15 protein-coding genes and 1 pseudogene are annotated in these 17,870 nt (G+C 53.5%); 7 read left to right on the forward strand and 9 right to left on the reverse strand.

The annotated features are described in order from the left end of the window. Window position 1 precedes the first annotated feature (1 nt). Complete coding sequence (locus TH19_RS22730; RefSeq protein WP_181846382.1) at window positions 2-880, reverse strand: hypothetical protein; 879 nt, start codon at window positions 878-880, stop codon at window positions 2-4. Window positions 881-1,203: 323 nt separating this feature from the next. Between TH19_RS22730 and TH19_RS10050 the strand changes: the two are divergent. The 3 genes and pseudogenes from TH19_RS10050 to TH19_RS10060 form a co-directional block, all read left to right on the forward strand. Then, a pseudogene (locus tag TH19_RS10050) lies at window positions 1,204-1,932 on the forward strand (methionine ABC transporter ATP-binding protein); the annotation flags it as partial. A gap of 69 nt (window positions 1,933-2,001) precedes the next feature. Then, on the forward strand, window positions 2,002-2,661 hold the full coding sequence (locus TH19_RS10055; RefSeq protein WP_114102230.1) for a methionine ABC transporter permease: 660 nt from the start codon (window positions 2,002-2,004) through the stop codon (window positions 2,659-2,661). 56 nt (window positions 2,662-2,717) lie between these two features. Then, entirely contained in the window at window positions 2,718-3,518 is an 801-nt protein-coding gene (locus tag TH19_RS10060; RefSeq protein WP_114102231.1) for a MetQ/NlpA family ABC transporter substrate-binding protein, read from the forward strand. A 142-nt stretch (window positions 3,519-3,660) separates the two neighbouring features. On the opposite strand, the gene TH19_RS10065 is transcribed toward TH19_RS10060, so the two are convergent. Next, window positions 3,661-4,299, reverse strand: a complete 639-nt coding sequence (locus tag TH19_RS10065) for a LysE family translocator (RefSeq protein ID WP_114102232.1) — start codon at window positions 4,297-4,299, stop codon at window positions 3,661-3,663. Between the two features lie 353 nt (window positions 4,300-4,652). Here TH19_RS10065 and TH19_RS10070 point away from each other — a divergent pair, with 353 nt between their 5' ends. Continuing rightward, window positions 4,653-6,614: a diguanylate cyclase domain-containing protein gene (locus tag TH19_RS10070; RefSeq protein WP_114102233.1), complete on the forward strand. Its 1,962-nt coding sequence runs from the start codon at window positions 4,653-4,655 to the stop codon at window positions 6,612-6,614. Window positions 6,615-6,787: 173 nt separating this feature from the next. Here the strand turns inward: TH19_RS10070 and TH19_RS10075 are convergent, their stop codons facing one another. Continuing rightward, window positions 6,788-9,661 carry a DUF2339 domain-containing protein gene (locus TH19_RS10075; protein WP_114102234.1) on the reverse strand — a complete coding sequence of 958 codons (2,874 nt, stop codon included), beginning with the start codon at window positions 9,659-9,661 and terminating at the stop codon, window positions 6,788-6,790. A 341-nt stretch (window positions 9,662-10,002) separates the two neighbouring features. On the opposite strand from TH19_RS10075, the gene TH19_RS10080 reads away from it, so the two are divergent. Beyond that, window positions 10,003-10,347, forward strand: coding sequence for a hypothetical protein (locus tag TH19_RS10080; RefSeq protein WP_114102235.1), 345 nt, complete (start codon window positions 10,003-10,005; stop codon window positions 10,345-10,347). A 155-nt stretch (window positions 10,348-10,502) separates the two neighbouring features. On the opposite strand, the gene TH19_RS10085 is transcribed toward TH19_RS10080, so the two are convergent. Beyond that, window positions 10,503-10,802, reverse strand: coding sequence for a hypothetical protein (locus TH19_RS10085; protein WP_181846384.1), 300 nt, complete (start codon window positions 10,800-10,802; stop codon window positions 10,503-10,505). 189 nt (window positions 10,803-10,991) lie between these two features. Further along, window positions 10,992-12,893: an ABC-F family ATP-binding cassette domain-containing protein gene (locus TH19_RS10090; RefSeq protein WP_114102472.1), complete on the reverse strand. Its 1,902-nt coding sequence runs from the start codon at window positions 12,891-12,893 to the stop codon at window positions 10,992-10,994. A gap of 423 nt (window positions 12,894-13,316) precedes the next feature. On the opposite strand from TH19_RS10090, the gene ndk reads away from it, so the two are divergent. Next, the gene (gene ndk, locus TH19_RS10095; protein WP_022734236.1) at window positions 13,317-13,739 is read left to right on the forward strand and encodes a nucleoside-diphosphate kinase; all 423 of its coding nucleotides are present in this window, start codon (window positions 13,317-13,319) and stop codon (window positions 13,737-13,739) included. Between the two features lie 100 nt (window positions 13,740-13,839). On the opposite strand, the gene TH19_RS10100 is transcribed toward ndk, so the two are convergent. Together TH19_RS10100 and TH19_RS22735 are read right to left on the reverse strand one after the other, a co-directional pair. Then, on the reverse strand, window positions 13,840-15,888 hold the full coding sequence (locus TH19_RS10100; RefSeq protein ID WP_114102236.1) for a methyl-accepting chemotaxis protein: 2,049 nt from the start codon (window positions 15,886-15,888) through the stop codon (window positions 13,840-13,842). 172 nt (window positions 15,889-16,060) lie between these two features. Next, window positions 16,061-16,198 carry a hypothetical protein gene (locus TH19_RS22735; RefSeq protein WP_181846385.1) on the reverse strand — a complete coding sequence of 46 codons (138 nt, stop codon included), beginning with the start codon at window positions 16,196-16,198 and terminating at the stop codon, window positions 16,061-16,063. 353 nt (window positions 16,199-16,551) lie between these two features. On the opposite strand from TH19_RS22735, the gene TH19_RS10110 reads away from it, so the two are divergent. Next, the gene (locus tag TH19_RS10110) at window positions 16,552-17,094 is read left to right on the forward strand and encodes a P-loop nucleotide/nucleoside kinase family protein (RefSeq protein ID WP_114102238.1); all 543 of its coding nucleotides are present in this window, start codon (window positions 16,552-16,554) and stop codon (window positions 17,092-17,094) included. 65 nt (window positions 17,095-17,159) lie between these two features. Here TH19_RS10110 and TH19_RS10115 read toward each other — a convergent pair whose 3' ends face one another. Further along, window positions 17,160-17,288, reverse strand: a complete 129-nt coding sequence (locus TH19_RS10115) for an aa3-type cytochrome c oxidase subunit IV (protein ID WP_114102239.1) — start codon at window positions 17,286-17,288, stop codon at window positions 17,160-17,162. Window positions 17,289-17,407: 119 nt separating this feature from the next. Beyond that, window positions 17,408-17,764 (reverse strand): hypothetical protein, encoded by a 357-nt coding sequence (locus tag TH19_RS10120; RefSeq protein WP_114102240.1) that lies wholly within the window; start codon window positions 17,762-17,764, stop codon window positions 17,408-17,410. Window positions 17,765-17,870: the final 106 nt, after the last annotated feature.

The following is a 17,870-nucleotide window of genomic DNA, read 5'->3' on the forward strand; positions in this document are numbered from 1 at the left end:
CTCAGCGGCTGACAGGTTCGTGGGATGGGCTTTCATTCATCGCGTCGGCAATCAGTTGCCGCGCCAAAAGCGCGTTGTTCAAGACCGCAATCCGGTCATCAATGGTGCCAAGCGCGGTATCTTTCAGGATGGCGCTGGCCCAGGATTGACCAAAGACATCCGGGCCACCTGTGAATTGCGCTGTTGCGTAATCAATGATTCCGGCGGGCGTTTTCGCGCCAAGCTTGATTGCAGCATCACCGGCCGTTTTGCAGGCATTCGCCAGGCCGACGGCATCGTAACCGGCAACGGAATATGGGATGGCGATCTGCAAATAACCGGGCAGGGATGCGATGACGTCCTGTAATGACGGTATTGGTGAAGGTTTTGGTTCCGGCGCTGGTTCCGGTTTTGGTTCCGGTTTTGGTGATGGTTGCGGCTGGGGTTTTGGATCTGGCTGTGGTGTGGGAACTGGTTTGGTGCCGCTTTCCAGTGCGGCAACCGCCTGTGCTTCCTGGGTCAGCAAGCTGCTGACTTCATCCGCAAAGCGTTTCTCCGCCTGATAGCGTGACGTGGCACTGGCATCGAATTTCTGTTTGCTAAAGATGCTGAGTGATTTCAGGCGTTCACCATCCTGTGCGCCAAATGCCGACAGGGTAGCGGCGATTTGACCAGCGCCGGATTTCAGGCGCGATGACAGGTTGGCGGCATTCGCGCATTTGCCGCTTGCCAGGGCGACATCGCCCTCGGTGGCAAGCTTTTCAAGCGATGCTGTCTCTGAGGACAGGGTTGAAAGTTGGGCTTTGGTGCGCACATCCACCTTGTTGCCGGTTACTGTCACTACGGTCGGGTATTGGGCAAGTGTTCTGGCAAGGTCGCTGATCCGGTCGGCATAGGCCATCTGTCCAATCCCGCGTTGATATTGACCCTTCCTAGACGGGGTGGGGGCGGGTTTGTGACGGGGGCTTGGGAATGCTGTTTAAACAAACTATTTGTGTTGTATATTTCGACTTCATGAAAGCTATGCGTAAAATGCATGATCATTGTCATTGATGAACTTTGTTCAGTCAGGTACATAGGAGCAATCGAACGCGCCGATTTGCTCCTCAGCTTGCGGGCGCGATAAAAATGCGGCTAAAGCGAGAGGGCGTATATGCTCCGTATGTACGACCGCCTCGGTTAAGCCGCGGCGGTTTTTTTGTATCTACGGAAAGGTTGGGGTCCATGATCAGGCTCTCGAACGTCCAGAAGACTTATGCTGCCCGTCGGGGCAGCGAGGAACATACAGCGTTGCGCGGTATCGATCTTGATATTGCAGCAGGCGAGATTGTTGGTGTCATTGGCCGTTCCGGTGCCGGGAAATCCACCCTGATCCGTTGTATCAACCTGCTTGAAACGCCGACCTCTGGCTCGGTTGTTGTTGATGGCACGGATGTTACCAAACTTTCCAAGCGTGATTTGCCGTTGTTCCGCCGTCAGCTTGGCATGGTGTTTCAGCACTTCAATCTTTTGTCGTCACGCACCGTCTATGACAATATCGCCCTTCCGCTTGAACTGGCTGGTGCCAGCAAGGCCGAGATCGCCGAGGCGGTAAATCCGCTTTTGCCGCTGGTCGGACTTGAAGAAAAGCGTGATCGTTATCCGGCGGAATTGTCTGGTGGTCAGAAACAGCGCGTCGGTATTGCCCGTGCGCTGTCATCCAGCCCGAAGGTTCTTCTGTGTGACGAGGTTACCTCGGCGCTTGACCCGGAAACCACCCGTCAGATCCTTAATCTGCTGAAAGACATCAACCAGCGTCTTGGTCTGACCATGGTCGTGATCACCCACGAAATGGCGGTGGTCAAGGCCCTGTGTGATCGCGTTGCGGTGATGGATGGCGGTGTGATTGTCGAAGAAGGACAGGTTGACGGCATCTTTGCCAATCCGGTCCACGAAACCACCAAATCACTGCTGGCCGATGAATTCGTCGAATTCCGTGCCGGTCAATCCAGCGATCAACTTAACGGGCAGGAGGGTTAAGCCATGTTTTCAACACTCGCACCGATCTTGCTTCAGGCGACCTGGGAAACTCTTTATATGGTTGCCGCTGCCCTTGCGCTTGGTACGTCGATGGGCTTGCCGCTCGGTGTTCTGTTGGCAACGTCGGGCCGTGGGGAACTGTTTGAAGCCGTCTGGTTCCAGCGCCTGTTTGGTCCGATTGTCAATGCGACCCGTTCCGTGCCCTTCATCATTCTGGCGGTGGCGATCATTCCGTTTACCCGCATGATCGTCGGGACCTCGATCGGAACGTCTGCGGCTATCGTGCCGCTGACCGTGGCGGCAACCCCGTTCATCGCGCGCATCATCGAGGGTGCCATTCGCGAAGTCGATAGCGGCCTGATCGAAGCGGCCCAAGCCATGGGCGCCCGCCCGGTACAGGTCGTGACCAAGGTCCTTCTGCCCGAAGCATTGCCAGGCATCATTCATGGCCTGACCCTGACGGCGGTAACCTTGATCGGTTATTCGGCGATGGTCGGTGCGGTCGGTGCCGGTGGTCTTGGTGATCTTGGCATTCGCTATGGCTATCAGCGTTTTCGTCCCGATGTGATGGCAGCCGTTGTGATCACCCTGATCGTGGTGGTTCAGGCCGTGCAAAGTGCTGGCGACTGGATGGCGCGCAAGGCCGACAAACGAAATATATGAGTATTCCTCACATTCAAGAATTCCCGCAAAAGACAGCGAAAACAAGGAGTTTTACAATGCGGTTTCTGCTTAAACTGACGGCTGCGGCCGTTCTGGCATCGGCCCTGACCGGTCAGGCACTTGCCAACGAAAAAATCAAAATCGGCGTTACCCCGGGTGCGCATGAAGAAGTCATGGAAGAAGTCGTCAAGGTTGCGGCGACCAAAGGCCTTGATATCGAAATCGTCAGCTTCTCGGATTACGTCATTCCGAACCAGGCGCTTGATGATGGCGACCTTCAGGCAAACAGCTTCCAGCACAAGCCGTATCTCGATAACCAGATCAAGGATCGCGGTTATGATCTGGCAGTTGTCGGCTACAACATCCTGACCCCGATGGGCATCTATTCCGACAAGATCAAAAATCTTGACGAACTTAAAGACGGTGCGTCGATCGGTATTCCGAACGATCCGACCAATGGCGGTCGTGCGCTTCTGGTGCTTCAGGCACAGGGCCTGATCAAGGTTGATCCGGCAGTTGGTCTGGTCGTAAGCCCGCTTGACGTGATTGAAAACCCGAAAAACATTCGCTTTGTTGAACTGGACGCTGCACAGCTTCCGCGTTCGCTTGCGGATCTGGATGCATCGGCGATCAACACCAACTATGCGCTTGAAGCTGGTTTGAACCCGATCAAGGATTCGATTGCGATTGAAGGCAATGACAGCCCGTATGCCAACGTGATCGTCACCCGTACCCAGGACAAGGACGCGGCATGGGTCAAAACCCTTGTTGAATCCTACCACGATGATGCGATCCGCAAATTCATCGAAACCAAATACCAGGGTTCGGTTCTTCCGGTCTTTAAAATTACTGAATAATCTGGCTGATTGTTAAATCAGACTGAATAATCAGAACAAGCACCCGTCAGCCGGTCCGGTTGGCGGGTGTTTTGCATCTTGATCATGGAATGGCATGGCATGGTCTGATAGGCCAGATCGCAAACCGGGTGACTGACGGTTTCTAATCCAGCGTGACAATGCCCTGCCAGGCGGTAAGAAGTGCGACACCGATAAACAGCGCACCCGCGATCCGCCCGATATAGATTGTCGCGACCGGGTTACCGGTAATCATGTTGCGGCTTGTCCCGGCGGCCAGTGCAAGGGCACCGTAAACGGTAAGCTGAACTGCTGCGGTCATGATGCCCATGATCAGGGCCTGCGACCACAGCGGGCCATATTGAGGGCGGATGAATTGTGGATAGACGGCGAAAATAAACAGATACGCCTTGGGGTTCAGCATGCATGTGATCATGCCCTGACGAAAAGCAATCCAGAGCGAGGAAGGCTTGGCTGCACGGATCGCGGCGACTGTTATCGCGCTTCTGATCAGGGTCACGCCAATCCAGATCATATAGGCCGCGCCGGCAAACAGCATAACATTGAGGAGCCAGGGGGCAACTGCCAGCAAGGCACTGATCCCAATAGCGCCCAGCAAGGTATGATAGACACCACCCAGCATGATGCCGGCCGTTGCCGATAAACCTGCACGCTTTCCACCAGTCAGTGCATTGGCAATGACGAAAAACATATCCATTCCGGGAACGATGATGATGCCCGATAGCAGGATGAAAAATAACCAGAGATTCTCGACATAGGTCATGGGGCGCCTTATTTGCTAAGTGATGGCTGATTGAATTAAGCCACCCTAGCAAGGTGCTGCTGACAGGATCATGTCAGGAGCCTGCAGCAAGCAAAGCCTTTCAGAAATAGCGTTTCCCGGCGTGTCGGGGGAATCCGGTTTGAGGTTTGTTAGAATGAAAGCTGTAATTACTATAATCTTTGGTTGCAATTAAGCATCTGAAAACAATATGTATTCCGGACTGTCGATACTTGTTATGTGCAAAATTGCGTTCGTGAAGTAGGATTTGCGTCATTATACTTACGAACAATATTTTCCGCGCAAGACCCGATTGAAACGGTTTGGACAAAGCCAGAGCAACCTGCAGGAAAGCCATGATCAAACTGGGCCATCTGAAGTCATTTATGGTGTGTTTTGCACCGCTTTCGGCCGTATTTCTGCTTGTGGTCAGCTTGCTGGCCTGGGAAGGCAGTTTGGTCCGCGAAAAGGTCATCTCCGATGATCAACGTTATGCGCTTGAAAAATCCATTTCGGTCCTACGCGAACGTATCGACATCGTTGTATCCGATCTTTTGATCCTGTCTGAAAGTCAGCAGGTCGACGCTGTTATTTCGGGCACAGCGAATTTACATCAGCTTGCCGACGAATTTGCGATCTTTTCCCTGCGGCGTGGCATCTATGACCAGATCCGGTTTCTTGATCTTGAAGGCAAGGAAGTCGTTCGTGTGAATTATGGCAGCGGCATCCCCTTTGCCGTGCCCCAACGCGAATTGCAGGACAAAAGCGACCGTCCGTATTTCCGCCTTGCCGAAAATGCCCCGCGCGGGACCATCTATATTTCCGGCGTGGATTTGAACGAAGAATTCGGCCAGATCGAAAAGCCGATCAAGCCGGTCATCCGGCTTTCCGCCCCGGTATTTGACAAGTTTGGCGAACGACACGGGGTCGTGGTTCTAAACATGCGTGCCGCACCGATCTTTGCCGATGTTGTTCAGGCATTGCAGCTTGATGATGCCGAGCCCTTTGTTCTGGACGACGATGGCGGCTGGATTCTTGGCGGTGAAGAAGGCGAAAACTGGTCCGAAGATTTGACCGGAAAGGCGATCAAGATCGGGGACCGTCTGCCCCAGGCATGGGAAAGCATGCAACTTGGCTTGCAAAGCTTCCGGGTTGATAGCGGGTTCTATTCGGTTCAGCGGCTTGATGTCTCTGACCTTTTACTTGCGCGGAATTCCCTGCGGTCCTTGTCGGTTATTTATGGCAGTGACGAAGAAAAAAGCAGCCGCCTGAACCTTTATGTCGGTGCGCGGTTGCCGGTCGATGTGCTGGACAAACTTCTGTGGCCGGAACGGGGCACCCTGATCATTGTCTCGCTGGCATTCCTGTTTTTGATTGCGATTGGCAGTGCTGCCTATGCCTGGACCCGGCAAAACCAGATTGTCGCAAGTTTCGATGCGCGCCTGTCCGAACAGGTATTGCGGGCTTCAAAGAACAGTGTGGTTGTCGCCGATCAGGAAGGCACGATCCTTAAGGTCAATCCCGGCTTTACGGCCATGACCGGATATCTTCCCAACGAGGCGGTGGGCAAGCCGCTTTCGTTCTTGCGGGCCCAGCGCGAGAATGCCGAGGCCCTTGACGAAATCCTGATGTCGGCACGCGCCAATGGCATTTGGGAGGGCGAGGTTCGCAACCGCCGCAAGGGCGGGGATTTCTTCTATTCCAATGTGGTCATCAGTGCGATTACAGATCCGACCACGTCCGAAGTCAATTTCGTCGAGATGGGACTTGATATCTCGCGCCATATGGAAAACGCACAGGAACTTTGGCGCCAGGCCAACCATGATGCCCTGACCGGACTTCCCAACCGTCTTCTGTTCGAAGACCGTTTGGAAGTGGCATGTGGTCATGCCGAGAATGAAGGGCATTCTGTTGCGTTGCTGTATATTGATCTGGATGGCTTCAAACCGGTGAATGACCGCTATGGCCATGAAATCGGTGATCAGGTCCTGCGCAAGGTTGGCGAGCGGATCAAAAACACCATTCGACAGGGCGATACCGTTGCCCGTCTTGGTGGTGATGAATTTGCCGTGATTGCCGATGACGTCAAGGGGCGTGACGAAGCCGAATGGGTGGCGCAGAAAATTGCAGCATCTGTCCAGCGACCGATTGAAATTGATGCGCTGAGCATCACGGTTGGCGCAAGCATCGGTCTTGCGATTTTCCCTCAGGACTGCAAGGAAACCGTGGCGCTGCTCGGACTGGCTGACGAAAAAATGTACCAGCAAAAACGCGTTCGCAAGTCGAAGAGCAGCGATCTGGTCAGTGCATCACGGTAAAGGTGGCAATTCACTGATTCCGCCATTGTGAACCTGAAGACAAAAGGACTGGCAGGGGTTACTGCCAGTCCTTTTGTATTTTTTTGAACCCTGAAAGAGGCTCTTGATCGTTCGAAAGCCTTGTGACCGCTGTTCTGGTTGAAGGCAGGAACAGAAGTTATGTCAGGCCGATATCAGTCATCTTCTTGAGGTGGAGAAGCGTCATCCGAAGAAGGATTGCTTTGTTCTGTTGTTTGGTTTGGGCGTGATAGTAAGCGCTGATAGAGAAGTCCAACCGAAACAAGAACGATGCCAAGCCCGATAAAGGACATCGCGCGCCAAATCCCGTCAAGTGATGACATATCAAACAGGAATGCCTTTGCCGCCGCCAACGCAACGAATACACCCGATGCAATACGGATGTGGTGTACCTGGCGCCAAATACCGTAAGCAAGCAATCCAATGCCAAAGGTCAGCCATGCGGCAGAATAGCTGTAAAGTTCGGCACTTGACCATTCATGGTCATAGCCGAGGTATCCATGGTGAAACAGTTGGCGAACCTGAAGGGAAATCCAGCAGAAGCTCAGAAGTACGGACAGAATTCCTGCTGCCTGACGATAGATATCGGGCTTCCCTTCGGCAAACCTTGTTGCGAGTAACCCCGTCAGAATAGCAGGCAGCAGATACGCGAGCAAAAGCGGGTTCAGAAAGGCACTTTCACCGACAAACTCGTCGGTGAATAAAGGATTGAGAGCCATCAGATTGAGCAATGCAATGATTGCGAAACTGAGGAAGCCCAGACCGATGATACATTTTGAGATCAGCGGACTGCGCAACGAGCGGTCAATTCGTTCCAGTCCGATGCAAGCAGAAAGGGCGAGCAAGGATTGCAGGCTCCATTCCAGCAGGGTATCAGCCGGGCTATAAAAAAGACCGTCATTCGTTGCGTGGTGCAGCAGAACTGCGCCGGTCGCCAGCGATGTGAAAATTGCCAGTCCCTGAAACGCACGGCTTTGCCGACGAATAGGCATCGCAATTTCATTTGTCGCGGTGAGTGAAGCTTTGTGCAATTTGACTGCACACCACCAGAAAATCAGTGCAGGCCCGCCATACCCCCACAGAAGGGCATTGAAGAAGGGCGTGGTTGACAAATCCTCGACCGGAACGATGGTCGGTTGCCAATAGATCGACAACAATACAAGTGCACCGAGGCCCAAGGCGCAGCGACCGAGGCCCGGCATTGGCCACCGTCCGCCGACCCAAACGGTTGATGCACACAACGCCGCCAATCCAAGTTGTATCCATCCGTCACCCAGAAGAATGACAATTGCCGTCGCGATCAGTCCGATTGTCGCGGTTGCATAGCTTGCAAGGGTTGGATTTCGGTCATGGTCCTGCGGGTCAAGTCGGCGTTCAAGGAATGACAATGCGCCAAGGTAGGCAGCCGCCATCGCAAGTGCCGTTGCACCGAAAAATGGCTGTACGTCCAGTGCTTCGCTTCGCCAAAGTGCGATGAAGAATATCCCGATTGGCCCGGATACGCTTGCCAGTGCAAGGAACAATCTGGCGGCAGACAAATAGGCGCCTGCAAATCCGGCAATTCCCATCAGTAATCCGAGCATCAACCCGGTGACAACGAAGGACTGTGCATTCGGGATAACCGCGAATTTGTCGATTGCATAGGTGATTATTGGCTGATCAAGCAGCAGATCATCAACAGGGATACGTACATCCCAGCTGAGATACCCGAGAACGGCCAATGCTGGTGCCGCCAGGGCAACCGGCGCAATCACAGGCCAGAAGAATGCCGTCGCCATTAACATGGCCAATGTGATCAGAAGTGCCGTTGTTCCAACCGCATCGAAGTTGCTTTGGTGCAGAAGATAGATGACCAGCCAGCTGTTCAAGACAACAAAGAATGAAGACCTTTGATCGATAAACTTGGGTGGGGTGACTGCGTCGCGGACAAAAATTCCAAACACAAATGTGGCGATGGTCGCAGCCAAGAGTATGACGTCATAAAATGCAAGTGGCGCCCCACCCATATGAGCGGGGGCGGCAAAAGCAACGAGATGTCCCCACGCAAATCCTGCAACCACCGTTACAGTGGCAAACCAGTGCCATCTGCGGAAACGGGATATCGCGTAGCAGCCAAGACTGATCACCAAGCCATAAATCGCCAGCACCCACGGAGCCGGATCGGACGATTGCACCAGAAACGGCACGATGTAACTTGCCAAAAGACCGGTTGATGCCAGAAGTGGTCCTTGGAGTAGTGACAGCGCCAAAGTCCCCATCGCAATCAGAGCCAGCATGGCAAATGCGGTGCCCGGCTCGATCAGGTTATAGAGGACGTGGGCTGAATAAATCGCTGCGAATGCCGTTGTCGTTCCGGCAAGGGTAAGAATGCCCGGGATATAGTTGCTTTGGGATAAATCCCCGATTTTTGCAAAGGTCGGACGGCGACGCAAAAATTCACCGCCGATGTAAAGTACCAATGCAAACAGACCGGCGGATATGACGCGCTGGACAGGGCCAAGCAGTCCTGCGTCGATTGAATAGCGAACAAGGAAAATACCACCGAGAACCAAGGCGAGGCCGCCAACCCAAACCGACCAGCGCGAACCGATTTTCTCTTCAACGCTTCCACGTGTTGATTGCGGTTTTGGTTTGGATGGCGTGGGGATATCACTTGCTGGTGCGGACGTTTCTTTGTCTGATGGAGATGCGGGCGACGCAGATGATGCTGATGTTTCGGGAAGCGAAGCTGTCACCGGTACGGACGACGGTTCAGATGCTTTCGCTTGTTCCGGTTCCGAGGGCTTTGCATTTGAATCTTGAGAAACAGAGTGCACGGCGTCGGTCTTTGACGGTGCTTGTGCCACACGCATCGCATTGATCTGCGTTTCAAGCATCCTTACCCGTATCGACAATTTTTTGTTGCGGGAGAAGGCAGCGATACCGAGTATTGAGCCGACCAAGATTGTTACGCACAATCCAAGTACGAGCAGTCCCCCGAAAATTTCCATATCGTCCCCGTTCTGCAGCCACAAACCAGAAACAGGCATTGCCAAGAATGCATGTTCTCAACGGTTTGATCGGTCTTTCAAATTAATCCGATCACAAGTTGACGGAGCAGAATATAGCTATGTTTCAGGATGATAAATAGTTTGGTTGTGTGTTCGGTTTGCTTTGCAGCTTGAATTTCATCATGGGCAAAGACATCAAAGTCTCAATGCCGTTGGTGGAGGCGGGGCCAATAGCATATTGCGCGCCGCGCAACTTTCGCCACGTGCCCTTTCTATTTTTCCAGAATCATCAAAATCATCGCGCTGGAACACTGGTGACAGAATTTTGGGACACTCAGTCAAAACCTTTGATCGGGACATGTGTATTCTTCGGGCAATGAATGTCTGTCGTTGGGGGAAAGTGGCGATGGGGTTTTGGGGGCAGCGTCGGGGGCGACGGGCTTGCCGTGCAAAGCGGCTCCACGGTGGCGATTGTTGATACAACCGGCCTTGCGGCAAACCGGGCGGCATTGGGTTCAACCACAGTGGGTATTCCTCCGGCTGTCAGCCAGCAACTTGCACGGTTAAACAAGCTGGACCTGATTGTGGTCGCCGCCGATGAGCTGGATCCCGGCATGCTGTTTGTCGAAGAGATGCCGTTTGCATGGGGCAGGTTTTGGGAAGCTACGTTGAACGCGGGGATGTCAGGGCGGCTTTGGCCTATTCAAGCCGGGTTGGCGGGGTGATTGCCGGGTATGAAAAGCCGACAATCAATCAGATATTTCCGGTCGTTTGTCCCTCGGAAGAACAAGGGTCAGGTTTTCAAATTTGCTACTGATCATGTCATGGGGCTGATCAAGATCGATGATCAGCATATCACCTGCAACGATACGCTCGTTGTCTATGGTCCGCCGCTGCCCTTAAGGAAAAGCTGAACCAGAATGTGGTCCATATCGTCCTGGATCACCCGGCGGGTATTGCGCGTGAAGCGCTGGGTTTGTGATCGGGTTACACCAAAAACGGCGTTGCCAAGATTGCAGACATCGATCTGTGCATGGACATTCGTTGGCTGCTTTCCGCCATCGGGCATCGCAAGATCGAAAAAGACGCCGATATTTTCCTGCCAGGCATCAAAGCGGAGATCCGGCTCGATGCTGGCCGTGTCAAAATGCGATATCGGAACCTGTACCGTTTCGGACAATCTGAAAATTCTTTAAGATTGCAGGTAAGGCAAACAGGAGGAGACATCAATGATGTTTCCTGTGCTTTTTTAACTAACCGCAGGTTGATGGTTGCGGCTGGTTTATATTTCTTCACATCGCTTTAGACAAGCGCCATTAGAAACCTTCCAAGTCGGCGTGGGCCCAATATCTTGGTGGTACCGCCTTTTTCAGGCGACCATCGCCTCATATTCTTCCTGCTTTTCCATCCACTCGACTTCGATATCGCCAAGCTGGTTTTCGATTTTGCCGAGTTCCATTTGCAGGTTGCCAAGCTTGTGGCTGTTGGCGGCTTCATACAGCTTTGGGTCGGCCATTTCGGCTTCGATGGCGGCTTTGCGAGTTGAAAGCTTTTCCATCTGGGCTTCAAGCTTTTCAATCGCCCGTTTGACCGGGGCGGCGGCCTTGCGCTTTTCGGCGGCCTGCTGGCGTTCGGCCTTGCGGTCGCGTTTGGCGTCCTTGCCATTGGTGTCATCTTCGCCGCCTTTGTTGGCACGGCGTTCCTGACGGGCACGATCGAGAAGATACTGGCGATATTCGGCAACGTCACCGTCGAACGCCTTGACCGTGCCATCGGCGACCAGAACCAGACGATCCGCGCAGGCCTCGATCAGATAGGGATCGTGGCTGATGATGATCACCGCACCTTCATAGGCATTAAGCGCATGGTTCAACGCATCGCGGCTGTCGATATCAAGGTGGTTGGTCGGTTCATCAAGGATCAGCATATGCGGCGCATCAAGGGTCATCAGCGCAAACAGCAAACGCGCCTTTTCGCCCCCTGAAAGGTCCTTTACCTTGGTGTCACCCTTTTCGCCTTCAAAGGCAAAGCGGCCAAGCTGTGCGCGTACCTTGCTTTCAATCGCATCGGGCATCAGGGCGGCCATATGCTGATATGGGGTGTTTTCCCCGATCAGTTCATCTGTCTGGTGCTGGGCGAAGTAGCCGATACGCAGCTTGTTCGAGGATGCCTTTTCACCGTCGGACAGCTCAAGACGGTCAGAAAGCAATTTGGCCAGTGTCGATTTACCATTGCCGTTGGCACCAAGAAGGGCGATGCGGTCATCCATATCGATGCGCAGGCTGATATTGCGCAAAATCGGCTTGCCCGGCTCATAGCCGACTTCGCCGTTATGAATATTGATCAGGGGAGGCGGCAATTCCTTGGGGCTCGGGAAGTCAAAGGTGATGCCGCGGTCTTCGACCACCGGGATCGCCGGACCCATTTTTTCAAGCATCTTCACACGGCTTTGCGCCTGTTTGGCCTTGCTGGCCTTGGCGCGAAAACGGTCGATGAAGGATTGCAGATGCTTTTGCTGGGCGATCTGCTTTTCATATTGTTTGGAGGCCAGCTCCATCTGTTCTCGCCGGGTCTTGGCAAACTTGTCATAATTGCCGCCATAAAGCGTGACAATGCCGTCATGCAGATGGGCAATCGATTTGACCGCACGGTTCAAAAGATCGCGGTCGTGGCTGATCAGGATGATGGTGCCGGGATAGTTGATCAGATAGTTTTCAAGCCAGATGGTGGCTTCAAGATCAAGGTGGTTGGTCGGTTCATCAAGCAGCAGCAGATCAGGACGCAGGAACAGGGTTGCCGCCAGGGCAACACGCATACGCCAGCCACCGGAAAAATCATCGCAGGCACGTTGTTGGGCATCGGCATCAAAGCCAAGACCCGAAAGAATGGATGCCGCGCGCGCCTCGGCGGTGTGGGCATCAATATCGGCAAGGCGGGTGTGGACCTCGGCGATGCGATGGGGATCGGTGGCGGTTTCGGCTTCTTCCAGAAGGCTTGCGCGTTCTGTATCGGCGGCAAGCACCGTATCAAGAAGCGAACGACTGCCCGCCGGGGCTTCCTGCGATACTACGCCCATGCGGGCACGTTTAGACAGGACGATATCGCCGCCATCGGTGGCAAGATCACCTGAAATCAGTTTCAGCAGGGTCGATTTGCCCGCACCATTGCGTCCGATCAGGCCAACTTTGTGACCGTCGGGGATGGACAGGGAAACCTGGTCAAGAATGACGCGGCCACCAATACGATAGGTGAGATCGGTAATTTGCAGCATTTTATCGGTCGTTCTCTTGGTCGTGTCATCCGGGTTTCCGTGCATTTCCGCCAATGGTTGCGGGAATCGCAAGGATTTCTGTGCTTTCAATAGGGCAGAGCGCGGATTGAAGCAAGGTTTCTTGAAAGTGTAACCCTGCGAAAATCAGCGACAACTACGCGTATATAATCATTTGCAAAATCGCGGTTTCATGCGTTTTTGCGCATTTTTCTGATGGTTTTGAGGTGAATGCAACTACTGCAAGTCTGTATTGCGCGGGCAGAACTATCTGTTGCGTTGCGCTTCAACCCCGTTTATATAGCGCCAACCTTTGGGTCTGTGGATCATAAGGGAGTTCTTATATTTTGCTCCTTTATGTTCCGCAGGCCTGTTTGGAAGCCCCTTGGGGGGTAATGAAATTTTTAAAGTAGCTAGGTGAAACCAATGGCTGTCGAACGCACTCTTTCGATCATCAAGCCGGACGCAACGCGCCGCAACCTGACCGGCAAAATCAACGCCGTCATCGAAGAAGCTGGCCTGCGCATTGTCGCACAGAAGCGCGTCGCTCTGACCCGCGCTCAGGCTGAAGGTTTCTATGCAGTTCACAAAGAACGTTCGTTCTTCGGTGAACTCGTAGACTTCATGATCTCCGGCCCGGTCGTTGTCCAGGCTCTGGAAGGCGAAAACGCTGTCGCGACCTACCGCGAAGTTATGGGTGCAACCAACCCGGCAAACGCCGAAGAGGGCACCATCCGTAAGCAGTTTGCAGAATCCATCGAAGCGAACTCGGTCCATGGTTCGGACTCGCTCGAAAACGCTGCAATCGAAATTGCTTACTTCTTCGCTCAGACCGAGATCGTCGGCTAAGCTTAGAATACAGAATTCCGGTTCATCCGGCATGAAAACGTCCCGCAGATTGCGGGGCGTTTTTTTGTGCGTGAATGGCGGGTGTTTCGACGAGGCAGGGTTATCTGACGTCTTCAAGAAACTTGTCGACCGATGTGCGAAGCGCGTTCGAGCCGCTTGACAGTTCACGGGCGGCCTCGGCCAGTTCGGTGGCGCGTGCCCGGTTTTGTTCGGCGGCCGAATGGATGTTGTCCGACTTGCCCGATGCGGTGCTTGTCGCATCAGACGCATCAAGTACACGTGCGGCAATTTCGGCAGTGGCAAGCCCCTGTTGTTCGATGGCCGTCGCAATGGCTGCGGAAATCTCGCTCATATCCGAGATGACATGCGAAATGTCCTGAATGGCCTGAACAGATTCCCGCGTCGCATCCTGAATGCCGCTTATTTGTGCGCCGATTTCATCGGTTGCCCGACTGGTCTGGGTTGCAAGGTTTTTGACCTCGGACGCCACAACGGCGAACCCCTTGCCGGCATCACCGGCCCTTGCAGCTTCGATGGTTGCGTTCAGGGCAAGCAGGTTGGTTTGGGCCGCGATATCGGAAATTAACCCAAGAACCTCGCCGATCTTTGCGGCAGATGCGGCAAGGCCTTCGACCAGTGCGTTGGTATGTTCGGCCTGGCTGACGGCATTTTGCGAGATCGCCGATGACCGGTCGACCTGATCGCGGATATTGTTGATCGATGCGCTAAGCTGTTCGGCGGCAGAGGCGACTGTTTGAACATTTCGGTTGGCCTCTGACGAGGCGGATACGATTTCGGTCGCCATTGCCGCATTCTGATCAGCGGTTTTATTGATGCTGCCCGACGTGTCTTTGACTTTACTGACCGAGCCGGTCACCAGCCCCAGAATGCGTGAAATCTCGCCATCGAAATTCTGGATCGAGCTTTCGCGGGCGATGTTGGCCGCATCGCGAGCCTTTTGATCCCGTTCCTTTTCTTCGGCCAGTTGATCGGCTGTGACCATACTGTCCTTGAAGACCTGCACAGATCGGGCCATGTCACCGATCTCGTTCCTGGCTGCAAGATACGGGATTTCGACCTTCATATCGCGCCCCGCCAAGCGTTCCATATTGCCCGACAGAAGCGTGATCGGACGCATTATTCCGCGTCGTGCCCAGATCGTAAACAGGATCGCCAGAACAAAGCCGATGGTCGTGATGATGGCCATTGTCCATTGCGAAAAGCCGATCTGTCGGTACATCACGACCAGACCAAGATCCATGTCATCATGAATGATTTCTTCGGCCGCATCGGCCAGATTGATGAAGCTTTTGAAACTGTTGTCAAACTCGACATCGGCGGTGGCATTGGCCGCGGTGCTTGCAAGGGTATTGTCGGTGCGTGTCTTGGCGGTATCGGCAAGGGTCTGGATATCTTTGGACAGTTTTGCGATGGCATCGGATAGTGTCGGAATATCGATTGCTTCGATACGTTCACGTGCCACGGTGAAATTCGATGACACACCATCAAATGTCAGTTCGTCATCGCCACTTAGAAGTTCTTCGAGGAACAGATGGCCGTTCGCCAGACGATATCGGGCCTCGCCGATATTTTCGATGGCCTGCATGGAGGCGGGCCTCAGATCGTTTCGAAGCGGAGGCAGAAGCTTGGCCAGGCTTTCCTGCAGGTCTTCGTAAAGCTTGTCAAATTGCTGGTCCGCACCGGTTCCAACGCCTTGCTGTGATGACAGACGGGCGTATCTTTGCTCGCTGACGGCGATCAGGCTATCGAGTGCGACAAGGACTTCCTGAATTTTTGCGCGGGTTTCGGCACTTTGGGACGGGACAAATGTTCCTTCGTCATTTGATCCGCCATCAAGGATCGCGGTTGCGTACCATCGCGATTCACCCAGAAGGTCCCAGACTTCCTTGATGTCCTCTGTACTGTCGCCAGCCATGATTTCTTCAAGCAGCAGGTGGGCGGCGGTTGCTGTCAGTTTGATTTCCATGGCCGCGTCGCCAAGCGGGGCAAGATCAACCGCAACGGTTTCGCTTTCTTCACCAACCAATGATGTAAAGAGAACACCCGATGCACCGGTAAGTGTTGTCACCAGCGCCATCGACAGAAAAGCCATCATCAGTCGAGTACGGATACGCAGACGATCAAGCATGTCACCTTCCCCCGGGGAATTTGAACCATTCTAAGCGTGGTGGCTTGTGTGAATGGAGGTGGGGGAAGTTGCCCGATTTTCAATAGGCAGACGTCCTGTAACGATTAAGGCGGCCCGGAATTTCGCGTTAAACCGGACCGCCAAACAAAGGATTTTCGAAAGAGCCTGTTCGTTAATCGATCAGGAATGCCGCCATTAAAAACAGCAGGACGGCAAGAGAGATAATGCTCCAAAGAACGAACTTGGTCCAATTATGCCAGCCTGACTCATGCATTTTGACAAGTTCGAGATCGTAGTCGCTTCCTTGCATTGTTTCCTCTCCAGTTGGGTGGGCCCAATTGGTTGGGTCCGATTGTTTCGGCTTGCCGGGCATTGGTCCGGGTTATCAATCAAGACAACGCATTGATCTTATCGCTATTTAACCTATGGGTGAATATCTTTTGTTTTGATATCTTTTTGTGCGCCGCAGCGCGCTGGACAAGCTTATGGTGCCGTGCCATGATCGGGATATGGAAAACGTTGTCGCCACCACCTGCGTACGAATTTTTACCGCCATTCATAGGATGGCGGGGTAGCGACGTTTTGACCAAATGACACCCACCCGCCGGAGAGGCGGGTTTTTTGTAGCTGTCTCCCGGCTTTTCCAGACAGGGAGATTTAAGAATGCAGCCATCAGTTTATCGTGATCGAAGTTTGCCAAAGCCGGTCGGGCATCAGCCAGCCGTTTTGCATATGCTGTGCGGGAAAATTGCCGCCGGTAAATCAACACTGGCGGCCGAATTGGCGCGCAAACCCGGTACGCTTCTGATTGCCGAGGATGAATGGCTTTCAACCTTGTTTGGCGATCAGATGTGTTCGGTTGCCGACTATGTTCACGTTTCAAACAAGCTGCGCGCTGTTATGGGGCCGCATATCAGTATGTTGTTGATGTCGGGGCTTTCGGTGGTGCTGGATTTCCCGGCCAATACGGTGCGTTCGCGCAACTGGATGCGTCAGACCTTTGAAGATGTCGGGGCAGGGCACAAGTTGCATTTCCTCGATCTTGACGAGGATATTTGCAAACAGCGGTTACGCGCACGCAACCGGGCAGGGGAACATCAATTCGCGGCCAGTGATGCACAGTTCCATCAGATTTGCGCAGCGTTTCAGCCCCCCACCAGCGAGGAGGGGTTTGATGTCATCACCTATGAGACAGACACGATCTGAAAAACAAAAAAAGCTGCCGTTGAACGGCAGCTTTTTGCATATCCGGATCCATGCCAATCGGCAGATCACAGCAGGAAGATGGCCATCAGCACCAGCAGGGCGATGATTGAAATGGTGCCCCATTTCACAAAGCTTGTGAAACCGTCATAAATAGCGACGTGCGTTTCGGTGAGTTCGTAATCGTTACCCTGCAAGACTGCCTCCTTGGTTTGAATTTTTCAATTTTATATCTGTGTGGTTGAGGCAGGGCAAGTCAAAGATTAACCAGAAATATCATCCCTTTGACCAAGTTCACATTAACCTGGCCGAACGCTTATCTGCCCGGCTCCTTGCAGCCAAAGGGCAGGAACGATCCGGTCGCGCCTTCATTGGTCATGACGACCGACATCAGATTGGCGTAATCAAGCTCGGCTTTGGTTTGCGGGCAGGCATAAACCCGTTCCGTGCAGCCGGACGCGACAAAGGCGGCTTCCTGTTGATCAAAGGCCGGACTGAACCCGTCAGAGGGCGCCTTGGCGCGCAAATCATCACGGTGTGTTTGATACAGCGTGCATTTGGTTTCACGCCAGCTCGCGCTATGTGCATTGCTGTGCATTAGCGACAAGCCGATGGGCAGGACAACCGTTATCAGCATGATGCCAAACACGGTGTTGCGAAAATATCTATTCATCAATGGGGCCTTGGGAATGGGGCAGAGCAAACGGGATAGCTCGCCTAATCTGGCCTGAAATCAAAGATGCGCAAGCCGCAGATATGAAAAAAGGGCGGATAATCTA

Origin of the sequence: Thalassospira profundimaris, from assembly GCF_003326675.1 — a bacterium.
GTDB classification, from domain to species: domain Bacteria; phylum Pseudomonadota; class Alphaproteobacteria; order Rhodospirillales; family Thalassospiraceae; genus Thalassospira; species Thalassospira aquimaris.